This is a genomic window from Paenibacillus sp. HWE-109, assembly GCF_022163125.1.
Taxonomy (GTDB): Bacteria; Bacillota; Bacilli; order Paenibacillales; family NBRC-103111; genus Paenibacillus_E.
On the sequence record NZ_CP091881.1, the window covers coordinates 7,284,082 to 7,297,511 of the forward strand.

Sequence of the window (13,430 nt, forward strand, 5' to 3'; positions counted from 1 at the left end):
TCCCTACTCCTCTATGCTTGCCATTCAGTTAACCGCTCCGGCGATAGCTCTTGCTGTCTTACTTCTTCTCGTCCTTGCTTTTGTTATCCGGATTATCCTTATTCTCGACCTTCTCGCCCTCGGCTGGCTGACCAAAAGGCGTTAATTCGGACCCTTTCGGCGGCGACTCGACAGCCCCATTGAAAGCTTGCAAATAATAAATATCTTTGTTATCGACCGTTATCCGCCAATGCGGAAACATCGGCTGTGTTTGTGAATTATACGGCTGACCGTGATAGCCTAACCGGACCTCTGTAATAATCGAACCTTCACTCAAATAATTGTCCACTAAGCTGCGCACCGCCAATTGCGCGGGGATCAGCTTCTGCTCCGTCTGTTCTACTCCTGATTCTACTTCAACGTAAGCCTGACGGTAACTGGTAATTTCTCCATTTTTCTCATTCAATTCTACTTTCACATCGAAGAGCGGAAGCTTGTCATACAACTGTGTGAACACATATATCCAATTTTCATTCACTTTCTTGCTCATTATAGAATCCAGTTGATAAAGATTGAAATTGGGAATCTCCGATTGGGCTTGTACTTCTCTACTCGCCCCTTTACCAAGCAGATTGCTCATGATAATCGGTGTTTTCAACAGCTTCTGTTCACTCGGCTTGATACTATCGTCATACTTCACCGTAATGACCTTCATCTTGACAATATCCGTTGGCAGTTCATCGGTTAAGCGAATATTCTTGCTGCGGAGCGCTCGATTCAGCTCTTCTACATTCCCAGATGTATCTAATGCAACCTCAATCTGATTGGAACGATTGGTGGACCATAACTGGAAGCCAAGAATCATATTCAGCAGCAAAAAAGAACAAATCAAAATGGATTTAGCCCGGCTCCAATTCATGATCGCACCTCTCTTTCCTTCAGTAACCCCTTATTCAATGAAATCATACGTGCCATCGCGCAGCTCCAACGCCCATGAGGCCGATAGTGTAACCGTCTTGTCTGAGACAACAGGCCGATAGGCTGGGAAAATAGAAACGATACTGGACTTCCGTTGATAATACTGCAACCGTTCTTCCAAAGCTTCGCCGGAGATTAACTCCGCATCGCGTCGCTGCGCTGTCTTGAGATCCGGAATCACCATCGACCGTTCGAAACCGGATATGATCCCTTTTTGCACCTGCATCTTCATCGTTCCGAAACCATCGGGCTGCGCCGTAAGAATCGGCAAGGATTCATAGAACTGACGGAAGGTGAATGTCTGATTGTCGAGCAGTTGCTTCTCTGGCGTCTGAGACACAACATATTTACCATCCCAGCCGATGTGCTGATTGATGAACTTAACGCCAGCCAGCAAGTTTACCAGCACTTCGCTTTTGCTCTCTACCGGTGCAACCGGATCAGAATACGTTATCCATCGCAGATCTCGATTCAACTGAAATCCGCGTTTGCTATCCGTATAAATTTCGGAACCATCGCGCTCTTTGAGATAGCGGGTAATGCCCGGATCAACGAAAAAGCTTTGTTTCAACTGATCTGCCGTTAACAAGCTGTAAGTAAAGGTATAATTCGGAAGCCGCAAAGGTTTAAGCGGAAGATAGTAATCTCCACCATTGGTCGTTCTATAGAGGTTTGTTAAATCTCCGAAAGCTGCGAAATTCTCCACGTCTTTACTTGTAAAATCGGCCCCGATAACCTCATAGCCCACACCCGGAGAATCCGTGAAAAAGAAAGCACGCACATCCTCGTTATTGCCCTTGGAGTAAATCCAAATGCGCGTCACCTTATCATTATCAGGGGGAAGCTCGCCTTCAATGCGAAGCAACTGCTGAAGCACCGTGAACGGAATGCCATCGCGAAAACGGATCTCCACGCCTTGCTGCTTCGAACGAACCTCTTCCCAGTTGACGTTTACCAAGTACATGGAGGTTTTACGGAAACCCTTGAAGCTCCGCTGTTTAATATTGTCCAGCAATCTGGTGTAGTAATAATTGCTTGGATACAGAACAGAGTGCTGCTGATTACCCAAATGCACGATAATTTGATCGGGAAATAACATATCCTGCAGCTCCGCCTGCTTGCCAAGTGTTTCAGTCTGTACATAATTGCTTTGCTGGATCGGTTCAATTTTGGGAGGATTATAAGAAGCAAGCAGAAAGCTTTGATATAAACTGGACCCAATCAGAACGACAAGAAAGATCGATTTGAGACTTTCAATCATAGCTCATCCTCCTCTTCTTGTTGAATCGGCAGCGTGAACACAACACGGGTTCCATGTCCCAATTCGGATTCCAAATTGATGGAGCCGCCGTGCGCTTTTACTATTTCCCGGGCAATAGACAATCCGAGCCCTGTCCCCCCCATATTGCGGGAACGCGCTTTATCCACACGGTAGAACCGATCAAAAATACGAGATAAATCCTTCTTCGGAATGCCGATTCCATTATCCTGCACAGAGATTTCCAGAACATCCTTCTCGAGCTTCCTAGCTTCCAGACGAATAGCCCCTTCATCGCCTGTATATTTAATCGCGTTGGACACCAGATTATCGAGGACTTGGTCAATTTTGTCCCGGTCCAACCGCAGACTGGTGACGCCCTGCTCCACTTGAATCACAATCTGAATCTTGCGCTGCTGCAGCTGAAAGGAGAAGCGATCCGCCACCTCTTCCAGCATCTCACTCACTAACGTAGTGGATTTGCTCATCATCGATTGCTTGGAATCAAGCCGCGACAGATGCAGCAGATCTGTCACCAACCGGATCATCCGCTCCGTCTCGCTGCGCGTCACGCTAATGAAGCGCGAGGCTAGCTGCGGCTCCTCAATAGCTCCGTCGTCTAACGCCTCCAGATAGCTCTTGATCGTCGTCAGCGGCGTCCGCAGTTCATGCGACACGTTCGCGACGAACTCCCGCCTAGCCTGCTCCAGTTTCTCCTGATCCGTTACGTCCTGGAGCACAGCAATGATCCCGTTCTGCCCTTCGCCACGCCGATGAATCGGTGTGAAGATGATCCGCACCGACAGCTGATCATCATCATCGGGCAACTCAATATCCAGCAGCGTCGTATTGACCTGCCCCTGAATGAAGCCCCGGATCGTCTCCATCGGAATACCCAGCACCTCAGAGATGTCATGACCGAGTGTTGATTCCTCTTCGGTTTGCAGGATCTGTTTCGCCCTGCGATTCAGCACGATAATTTGCCCCTGATCATCCGTCGCGATGATGCCGTCATTCATATTCGTCAAGATCGAAGCCAGCTTCTCCTTCTCCTCCTCATTCAAGGTGAGCGCCTCTTTGAGCCGATTCATCATGAAATTAAAGGTGTGGCCCAGCTGACCAATCTCGTCTGTTCCTTGTATCTTAAGCTGCTGATCGAATTTCCCTTCGGCAACAGCGGTTGCTTGCTTCGTAATTTCTTTAATCGGATTCGTAATCGTACTGGTCAACAGCACGCCAAGAATCGCTGTCAGCCCCAAGGCAATCAATGTGCCTGAGATCAGGATACGGTTAATAGAACGGATCGTCTTATATACGTCCTCCATGGACGCAATAATGTAAACGGCTCCCAAAACGCGCACACCACTGCCTACAGGCTTGGCAATGATCACTTTGCGATAGCCGTCCTCGTCCGTGAAGATCCGTTGGTTATCCTTAATCCCTTGCAGCGCTCGGATAACCTCCGGCTGTGTATTCTTTTGCTTCAAATGATTGGCAACCGATGTGCTGATAACATTCCCGTTCGCATCTATAATTTGAATCTCTGCGTTATTAATCGAGAATAAATTGCTGACGAACTCGTTCAAATCCGCATAGGTTTTCTTACCCTCGGCCGCATTCTTGCTGTCTTGATCGCCGGTGAGGTAAGACCCTACGAAGCCGGCGAGCAGCGTCACCTGACTGTTGCGTGAAGCCAAGAAATCATTCTTGAAATAGGTCTCGACCGTCTTATAGAAATAAACGCCGATCAACTGCATCGCAATCAGAATGAGCAGGACATAAATAATAATCAGCTTCGCCTGAATGGATTGAAAGAAGCGAATGCCCTTCATGCTTAGAAGCCTCCGGCTTTAGGGCTGCGCATTAAGTAGCCGAGACCCCGGCGCGTCATAATATACTCAGGACGGCTCGGGTCCGTCTCCAGCTTCTCGCGCAGCCGACGAATCGTTACATCCACCGTCCGCACGTCGCCGAAATATTCAAAGCCCCACACCGCTTGCAGCAGGTGCTCGCGCGTCATCACTTTGCCCGAATTCTTGGCCAAGTATTGGATCAACTCGAACTCCCGATGGGTCAGATCGAGCGGCGTGCCATCCTTATACACCATGTACATGTCGTTATCGATGAAAAGCGCATGAATTCGCATGCCATTGCGCTGCGTGTCCGACTCGCTCGGAGCCGACTGCGCCTTCGTCTGCCTGCGCAGGTGCGCCTTCACGCGGGCAAGCAGTTCCCGCGTCCCGAATGGCTTGGTCACATAGTCGTCAGCGCCCATCTCCAGGCCAAGCACTTTATCCAGTTCTGTATCTTTAGCTGTCAGCATAATGATAGGTGTATTCAGCTTTGAGCGTACTTCCCGGCACACATCCATGCCGTCCTTCACAGGCAGCATAAGATCCAGCAGGATCAGATCTGGCTGCTCTGAGAACGCAAGCTCTACCGCACTTCCACCATCATAGGCACAAATAACCTGATAGCCCTCTTTTTCCAAATTAAACTTCAAAATATCTGCAATCGGTTGTTCGTCATCCACCACGAGAATTTTGCCAAACAAACCTACCACCGCCTACTCAAGGATCAAACTTCTTCGCTGCCCTTCTGGGACATGCGTGCATACTACCCTTTATTTTATCATATATCTTACTAAAAAGAGACAAGGCCTCCCGAGATATCCGGTTTGACCTTGCCCCTATGTATTCTTAGCGATTTAGATACTTTAATGGATTCTCCAAACTGCCGTTCTTGTGAATTTCCAAATGCAAGTGGACGCCTGTAGAGTCGCCTGTACTTCCCATAATACCGATTTTATCACCTTTCTCAACGATGGTGCCCTCGGTAGTCGTAACTTTGCTCAAATGACCATATAACGTCTCGTAACCGTTCAAATGATTAATAATAATATAATTGCCGTAATCGGATTTGTAGCCGGTTTCGATGACTTTGCCATTATCAGCAGCCATAATGTTCTTATTGCCCGTTATATCAATCCCTTTGTGGAGCTTGCCCCAACGTACGCCGAATGTACTCGAAATACTAGGGGAGACGACAGGCCATGCGAATTTGCCCGTGCCTTCGCCTTGAACCACTTTGGTGCCTTTTTTCACTTTTGCTGTGACCGGTTTATCAATAATTTCTTCGTCCACGAGCTTTTCTTCCGTCATTAAGCCATCAATCTTCGTCACTTGAATCGTAACCTTCTTCAGCCCATTCTTGCCTGGTGAAATCGGTTGTACGACCCCGACGCGCTGCGAATCGTCTTTCACGTACTCCGTATCGTATTGAATCTCCTGATTCTTCACAATACTTTCTGTTGTTTTGACCGAAAGCGGCGGCTTCAACACCGTCACGTCCAGCTGATTGCCTATCTTCAATTTATCATCCTGAAGTCCAGGATTTTTATCATAAATGAATTGCTTCGTAATACCTAATTTCTTCGCGATGCATGAGACGCAATCGCCTTCGACAACCGTATATTTCGCTGGCTGAACATCACCGGTTTGCAGTTTCTTGACCACATCTTCGGGCTTAGCCAAATCCTTGGGATCAATCGGCACTTCGACCTGATCCACCTGCTGGACAAATTCTACCTTCTGCAGCTCAGATGGGGCCGTAGCAATATCTTCGCCCATACTCGCTGACAGAGCAGCAACTTTCGCGTTTTCCTTAGCTTTGGGCGCGAAAGGCGCGCTTACTTGATCAAGAATTTGATCAGCCGTTTGCTTATCCTTAACAATAGCCATCGTCTTCCCGTCCACTTTCAATGCGACCCCGACCGGTTGGGGTATCAACAGTTGATTCAAAGACGCCACAACGCCCTCATCATCTGTTTTCACATTGTAAGCCCTTTCAGACGTGTAGGTGACTCCATTCGTTTCAAGCACAACATGCACTTCTGGAAAATCTTTCTGAACTGCTATAGGTCTTTGTTGCTTATAGTCATCGATGATCTTACTATCGCTTACGATACCAACTTCTTTGCCATCCAACATAACATGATAGACGTCATTCATGCCCGCTTCTACATATTGATGTCCAGTAAATGTAATTACCCCTGTTAGAGCAATTGCACTAACTCCCAATGCAAGAGACCATTTATGTCGTTTCATTACCGTTAGCGTCGTTGGTGTTGGTGTTTCTTCTTCCAGCTGCTTGTCTGATACTGATTCATTTCCGGTCAAGCTTTCTCGCTGAGGTGTAAATCTCTTGATGAGATCCTTCACAAAGCGCATACCCCTGAAACCTGTCATGATCTTCTCCCTTTGAACGGTTTTGCATCCACAGATACATAAATAAACCTTGATTAGACATAATATCCATTAAGGATGTCTTCCTTTTGTTAAATTTAACACACTTTCTCTGCCTATTTCAACAAAATACTCGATATCCATGTGATAGATTCGTGTCCACCACCAAAAGAAGACGCTAAAGAGTCACTTTTTTGTTCATAAACCCAATTGATTTCTGCACATGTTACCTATTTTTGACGAAAATTCTGGAAAACAGAAAGGGGCACTTCCGTTATGGAAATTAATCTAGAAGCTACATTCTCAGATCGCTACCATTTGGAAAAGACAGCTGAAGTTCTTCGCTCGCAGGGTGTTCTCGATATCCGTTTCACAACAGAATCAGACTCTCAAGCAGACAGCTACCTGCAATCCGCGGAACTCGCCTCCGCTGAGCCCACTTATGGGTTATCCGTAAGCGTTGAGAAATCACGCTACCGTCAGGCCGAAGATACCATTTTGAAATATGGCGGTCAACTGCACTAGTACACCCTTAATACTTACCCAGGATGTCGCTTAGCTGCTTCTGCTCCTTCTCGCTTAAATACTTTTTGAGCGTAGCATTCACCTGATCCAACTCATCTGCGGTAATTCCGTCCTCCAAGATCACAGATAGATGTTGAACCTCCGTTTGCGGAAGCTTAGCGACCACAAGCGAAAATATTTTCATCTTATCCTCGCTGGAGAGGGCTTCTTTCTTCTTGGCGAAATCTTCGGTCGACATCACCAACTCTTTCTTCTCGCTGGCATCGCTCTGCACACGCCCCATCACGGCCAGGGCATCCTCTTTGCCAGGGGATGGACTTGCTCCGACTGCTGTGCCCGGTGTGCTTTTAGCGTCGCTAGGCTGGCTTGCTGACGGGCTGGGACTAGGAACAGGCTTCGCATCTGTGGGTATATCCACTGGAGCAGCTTGCTTCCCCCCGTCTCTACGCATAACTATATTCAGCTCGCCCCCCAATCTTGCAGCAAATTCACTAAATTGAATCTTTTTACCCAAGGCCGGGATCTGATATTGTCGAAATATATCTTCCACGTACATATTCACAACATACCATGTCGTAAACATCGTTATGGATGTAATAAGGACAGTTCCAATGACGATTTTGCTCAACCACGCTACTAATTTCATTTCTATGTATCACTCCTGGCACATAATCATGATCCTCCTCCCCAGTATTGACGAAATCATCTCCATTAAATCCCTATATACAAAAGAAATCCTCTAAGCTGCCGAAGCAAGCCTAGAGGATTTTGTTTATTAAGCGCAATAGAACGCTTCTCTGTTCATTTTATGCGTAGATCGGACGAACCAAGTTCGTTTGCTCACGGTTACGGCCAACCGAGAAAATCGCGATTGGAATACCTGTCAACTGGGATACGCGCTCCACATAATGTCTCGCGTTCTCAGGCAGATCTCCCAGCGTACGCGCTTCGGATACGTCTTCTGTCCAGCCTGGCAGCTCTTCGTATACCGCTTCGCACTCGGAGATAGCTTTCAAGCTAGCTGGGTAGTGCTCAATCAATTCACCGCGGTACATGTAGCCTGTGCAAATTTTGACAGTTTCAAGGCCTGTAAGCACGTCGATGGAGTTCAAGGAAAGACCCGTGATCCCACTAACACGTCTTGCGTGACGGACAACAACACTGTCGAACCAGCCTACGCGGCGCGGACGTCCTGTTACTGTACCGTACTCAAAACCTTTTTCACGAATCCAAGCACCGATTTCATTGTCCAGCTCCGTAGGGAACGGTCCGTCGCCAACACGTGTTGTGTAAGCTTTAGCCACGCCGATGATATTGTGAATCTTCGTTGGGCCTACGCCGGAACCGATACAAACGCCGCCAGCCGTTGGGTTCGAGGAAGTTACATACGGGTATGTGCCTTGGTCGATGTCCAACATAACGCCTTGTGCGCCTTCAAAAAGCACTCTGCGGCCTTGATCGATATATTCATTAAGAATAACGGACGTATCCTTCACATAAGGACGAAGGACTTCTGCGAATGCCAAGTATTCTTTGAGGATAGGCTCTACATCAAGACCTGTGGAACCGTACACTTGCTCAATCAATACATTTTTCTCAGCCACAATGCGTCTAAGTTTCAATTCGAATTCTTCTGCGTCCATCAAATCCGCGATACGAATTCCGTTGCGTGCTGCTTTATCCATATAACAAGGTCCGATCCCTTTGCGGGTCGTACCAATTTTGCTGTCGCCTTTGCGATCTTCTTCCAGACCGTCAAGCACCAGATGATACGGCATAATGACATGCGCGCGATCACTGATATTCAAATTCGTCGTCGTAAAACCATTATCATGAATGTAGTTAATTTCTTCAATGAGTGCAGCTGGGTTGATAACCATTCCATTCCCAATTACACATGCTTTATCTTTGTAAAAAATACCGGAAGGAATCATCGTTAGCTTGTATTTCTTGCCGCTAATGATAATCGTATGGCCTGCGTTGTTACCACCTTGGTAACGAGCTACAACCTCAGCAGATTCCGCTAAGAAATCCGTGATTTTCCCTTTTCCTTCATCTCCCCATTGCGTACCGACAACAACAACCGTTGACATATGCACTTACCTCCGTACGGTGACGAGTCACCCATAATGAGCCTTGTTGGCTGTAATTCCACAGAGAAAAGTTGGACTTCATTAAAGCGCTAAAGCATTCAGCGTCCATCATACTTCCCTCTGGCGATGCAAATCCCCTTACACACCGCTCATCGCGGGTCAAAGGCTTACTCACCGAAGGAACACCAGGTCTCTTCGGCAGTGATCTGCAGGAAGTGGACCTACCTTTCGGCATGAAAAACGACCTTACTTCGAACTTGCCCTGCTGGAAAGCAGGCATTCGACAAGGTTTTTTTCACCGTCTCTAGTGTAGCAGTCCCCCCAAGCAAAGTCAATGAAAAACGAACGATTCCACAGGCGCCTGTATAATTGTTCGGATATTGCACACACTAAGCGATTCACTCTGCGAATCTGTGAGAAAAATGCGAAAGAAAAAACAGCCGTCAATACTGACCGGCTGCTGCTTCCTGATGACTTCGATCCATGTTCACGAATTTATTGAACTGCTTCAAGAAAGCCAGCTCCACGGTGCCTACCGGCCCGTTCCGCTGTTTGGCAATAATAATCTCGATAATGTTCTTCTTCTCGGATTCTTTGTCGTAGTAATCGTCACGGTATAGGAACGCGACGATGTCGGCATCTTGCTCGATGGAGCCCGATTCCCTAAGGTCAGACATCATCGGGCGCTTGTCCTGCCGCTGCTCCACGCCCCGGCTCAGCTGTGAGAGCGCGATGACCGGTACGTTGAGCTCACGCGCGATTTGCTTGAGCGTACGGGAGATCTCAGAGACCTCCTGCTGACGGTTGTCGCCTTTGCCGCGGCCGGCAATCAGCTGCAAGTAGTCGATGAGGATCATGCCGAGCCCCTTCTCCTGCTGCAGACGTCGGCATTTGGCGCGAATGTCCGCGACCGTAATCGATGGTGAATCATCGATATAGATGTTCGCTTCGGACAAAGCGCCGATCGCCATCGTCAGCTTCTCCCAATCGTCGCCTTCCAGGTAACCCGTCCGCATACGGTTGGCGTCGACGTTCGCTTCCGCGCAGATCATACGCTGTACGAGCTGTGCGGCGCCCATCTCCAGAGAGAAGATCGCGACGGTTTCCTTCGCCCGGACCCCGACGTTCTGCGCTACATTTAGCGCAAACGCGGTTTTACCTACGGAAGGACGAGCGGCCAGGATGACAAGGTCAGAACGCTGAAAGCCGGATGTCATCTTGTCGAGATCAATAAACCCCGAAGGAATCCCGGTTGAGCCCCCCTTATTGGAGTAGAGCTGCTCAACCTTTTCGAACACTTCCATGAGCACATCGCGAATGACGACGAATCCACTGGAGCTGCGGCGCTGCGAAATCTCAAGGATTTTGGATTCAGCCTCGCTGAGCATGGAGCCTACATCGTCTTCATTGGCATAGCCGTTGGAGACGATCTGTGTCGCCGTGCGAATAAGCCGGCGAAGCATCGACTTTTCTTCGACAATCGCGGCGTAATAGTCAATATTGGCAGCTGTTGGCACGGCATTCGCCAGCTCCGACAGATAGGTTACGCCGCCTATCTCTTCCAGCTGCTGCTTGTTTTGAAGAAGCGCTGTGAGCGTAATGAGATCGACAGGCTCCTGATCTTCGGCAAGCTCGACAATCGCTTCGAAGATACGTTGATGCGTCCCACGATAGAAGTCATCGCTGGAGATCCGCTCCATGGCTGTAATCAAAGCATCGCCATTTATCAAAATAGCACCGAGTACCGCCTGCTCAGCCTCTATATTTTGAGGGGGTACACGATCCACAAACATATTATCTCCGCTCATGCTGTTATACCCGCCTTTCATTTCAATGTTTGTCTAACTCTCTTATTCTATCATAAGTTGCTGGATATTTGGCTGACAATAGATAAGAGCCCCCTTAGGGACTCTTATCTATCCATCTATCTTTTCTTACTTCTCTTCCGTCACTTGTACGTTCAAGCTAGCCCTTACATCACTGTGCAGTTTAACAGGAACTTTCGTTACGCCTAGCGTACGAATCGGATCTTCCAAAACAATTTTACGTTTATCAATCACAATTTTATATTGTTTTTCCAGAACTTCAGCAATTTGCTTGCTAGGGATCGCTCCGAACAATCGTCCGCCTTCGCCAGCTTTGGCTTTGATTTGAACGGTCATTTCACCCAGCTTCTCGCCTAGTGCTTGTGCATCTGCTTTCTCTTGATCCTTGCGGCGCTGCTCGGCTTTCTTCTGGTTATCAAGCACCTTCACGGATCCGTTTGTTGCAGGAGCTGCAAGTCCTTGGGCGATCAGGAAATTCTGTGCGTAACCTTCAGATACCTCTTTCACTTCACCTTTTTTACCTTGGCCTTTCACGTCTTTCAGAAAAATTACTTTCATTCGAAAAGTCCCTCCTCTTCTTCTATATCCGCTAATACTTTCTTCAATCGGCTCGTTGCTTCTTCTATGGTGCCATCAATCTGAGTAGCCGCATTCGTTAAATGGCCCCCACCGCCCAGACGCTCCATGACCAATTGGACATTCATTTGCCCTAATGATCTGGCGCTAATGCCAATTAATCCATCTGGTCGTTCCGCAATGACAAAGGAAGCCATAATATTCGTCATATTCAACAATGTATCAGCAACTTGCGCAATCATCAACTGAGAATATTTATGATTTGACGCCGCAACAGCCAGCGCGACGTGTTCATAGATCGTTTCTGTATGTTTAATGACTTCCGCGCGTTCGAGATAAGAATCGAGATCTTCCTTCAATAGTCGCTGAATGAGCGCGGAATCCGCGCCGTTGCGGCGTAGATACGAAGCGGCTTCGAAGGTTCTGGCCCCTGTGCGGAGACTGAAACTCTTCGTATCGACCACGATACCTGCCAGCAGCGCCGTCGCCTCCAGCACTTCCATCGTCAGCTTCTCGTTAATGTACTGGAGCAGCTCGGTTACTAACTCGCACGTAGACGACGCGTAAGGCTCCATATAGACGAGCGTTGCGTCATGGATGAACTCCTCACTGCGGCGATGGTGATCGACCACCACGACCCTGTGCGTCTGCTGCAGCAGCTTGGGCTCAGCAACCATCGATGCTTTGTGCGTATCTACGACTACCGCCAGAGAGCGCTGGGTCGTAATCTGCATAGCCTGCTCCGGTGTGATGAACCAACGATGCAGCCGCTCATCCGCGGCAATGGTCTCCATCACTTTCTGGATGGAAGGATTGACGCCCTCCAGCACGATGTAGCCTTCTTTGCCTACAACCTGCACCGCTTTTAAGACACCAATGGATGCCCCAATGCAGTCCATATCCGGAAACCGGTGACCCATAATGATCACCTTGTCACTATCTTTCATCAGATCGCGCAGCGCATGCGAGATGACCCTCGCCCTGACGCGTGTCCTTTTCTCCACGGCATTCGTTCGACCGCCATAAAATGACAGCCGCTGTCCAACCTTAACCGTCACTTGATCGCCGCCGCGGCCCAGTGACATATCCAGACCCATTTGAGCCATTTGTCCAAGCTCCATAAGCTGTTCGGTGCCTGAGGCAATCCCTATACTTAGTGTCATCGGCAGTTTATTTTCAATCGTCAAATCGCGCACATCATCCAAAATCTCAAAACGCGTCTGCTCCAGAGAACGCAATGCCTTCTGGTCGAGCAGAATTAGAAAACGGTCGGAGGACGTTCGGCGCAAATAAACTTGGTGCTTCTGCGCCCACTCCGTAATCTCACCAGTTACCTTAGCGAGCATAATACTGCGCGTCTGATCATCCAATCCTTGTGTCGATTCTTCCAGATTATCCATCATTACAATGCCAATCGCTGTTTTCTCATCTTCGTACTTCTTCGCCAAATTCGCTTGCTCTGTTATTTCCCGGAAATACAGCAGCCGCTCTTCAGGCTTAATCCATACTTGATAGATAAACTTGCCGATGGACATCTCCAGCTTGTCGGTCTTTTCCTTTTTGCTTTTCAAGTCAGGCAAATAGTCGTATAGCGACTCTCCAATGACCGAATCCTGCTCCAGCATTTTAGCTACAAAAGGGTTATGCCACTCAATGCGCTTCTCTTCATTATATAAAATAATTCCGATAGGAAGGCCGCTCATCACTTCATTGCCTGCTTTTTTCACTCGATGTGTGATCGTCCCGACGTATGTGTTCAGCTCTCTACGAAAAGCCGTCTCTGCTTGCAGCGTAAAGTACGCCATGATCCCGCAAACTAGAAAGGCTGTAAGGCCCAACCACCATTTGAACATATAAATAGTCGCTGTCATGACGATGAGCAGTACAAAAATCCACACGATGTGTTGACCGTGCCATCGCTTTAAAAGGAACTTCGGCATTCGAAACTAGC

General features: G+C 48.2%; 11 protein-coding genes. 1 reads left to right on the top strand and 10 read right to left on the bottom strand.

Features of this window, described 5'->3' with window-relative positions; all coding sequences use genetic code 11:
- Positions 1–58: 58 nt before the first annotated feature.
- The 5 genes from yycI to LOZ80_RS31255 form a co-directional block, all read right to left on the bottom strand.
- Positions 59–898 carry a two-component system regulatory protein YycI gene (gene yycI / locus LOZ80_RS31235; protein WP_238168249.1) on the bottom strand — a complete coding sequence of 280 codons (840 nt, stop codon included), beginning with the start codon at positions 896–898 and terminating at the stop codon, positions 59–61.
- A gap of 30 nt (positions 899–928) precedes the next feature.
- Positions 929–2,218 (bottom strand): YycH family regulatory protein, encoded by a 1,290-nt coding sequence (locus LOZ80_RS31240; RefSeq protein WP_238168250.1) that lies wholly within the window; start codon positions 2,216–2,218, stop codon positions 929–931.
- Entirely contained in the window at positions 2,215–4,047 is a 1,833-nt protein-coding gene (gene walK, locus LOZ80_RS31245; RefSeq protein ID WP_238168251.1) for a cell wall metabolism sensor histidine kinase WalK, read from the bottom strand. The genes LOZ80_RS31240 and walK overlap by 4 nt, the downstream gene beginning before the upstream one ends.
- A gap of 2 nt (positions 4,048–4,049) precedes the next feature.
- A complete protein-coding gene (gene yycF / locus LOZ80_RS31250) occupies positions 4,050–4,769 on the bottom strand; it encodes a response regulator YycF (RefSeq protein ID WP_029196128.1) in 720 nt (239 codons plus the stop codon).
- Between the two features lie 145 nt (positions 4,770–4,914).
- A complete protein-coding gene (locus LOZ80_RS31255; RefSeq protein WP_238168252.1) occupies positions 4,915–6,462 on the bottom strand; it encodes a M23 family metallopeptidase in 1,548 nt (515 codons plus the stop codon).
- A gap of 273 nt (positions 6,463–6,735) precedes the next feature.
- Here LOZ80_RS31255 and LOZ80_RS31260 point away from each other — a divergent pair, with 273 nt between their 5' ends.
- On the top strand, positions 6,736–6,984 hold the full coding sequence (locus tag LOZ80_RS31260) for a hypothetical protein (RefSeq protein ID WP_238168253.1): 249 nt from the start codon (positions 6,736–6,738) through the stop codon (positions 6,982–6,984).
- A 7-nt stretch (positions 6,985–6,991) separates the two neighbouring features.
- Here the strand turns inward: LOZ80_RS31260 and LOZ80_RS31265 are convergent, their stop codons facing one another.
- From LOZ80_RS31265 to LOZ80_RS31285, 5 genes are all read right to left on the bottom strand, one after another.
- Positions 6,992–7,630: a hypothetical protein gene (locus tag LOZ80_RS31265; protein ID WP_238168254.1), complete on the bottom strand. Its 639-nt coding sequence runs from the start codon at positions 7,628–7,630 to the stop codon at positions 6,992–6,994.
- Between the two features lie 160 nt (positions 7,631–7,790).
- Complete coding sequence (locus LOZ80_RS31270) at positions 7,791–9,077, bottom strand: adenylosuccinate synthase (protein ID WP_238168255.1); 1,287 nt, start codon at positions 9,075–9,077, stop codon at positions 7,791–7,793.
- 443 nt (positions 9,078–9,520) lie between these two features.
- Positions 9,521–10,885, bottom strand: coding sequence for a replicative DNA helicase (gene dnaB / locus LOZ80_RS31275; protein ID WP_238168256.1), 1,365 nt, complete (start codon positions 10,883–10,885; stop codon positions 9,521–9,523).
- Positions 10,886–11,011: 126 nt separating this feature from the next.
- Positions 11,012–11,461 carry a 50S ribosomal protein L9 gene (rplI, locus tag LOZ80_RS31280; protein WP_238168257.1) on the bottom strand — a complete coding sequence of 150 codons (450 nt, stop codon included), beginning with the start codon at positions 11,459–11,461 and terminating at the stop codon, positions 11,012–11,014.
- Entirely contained in the window at positions 11,458–13,419 is a 1,962-nt protein-coding gene (locus LOZ80_RS31285; RefSeq protein WP_238168258.1) for a DHH family phosphoesterase, read from the bottom strand. The genes rplI and LOZ80_RS31285 overlap by 4 nt, the downstream gene beginning before the upstream one ends.
- Between the last annotated feature and the right edge of the window lie 11 nt (positions 13,420–13,430).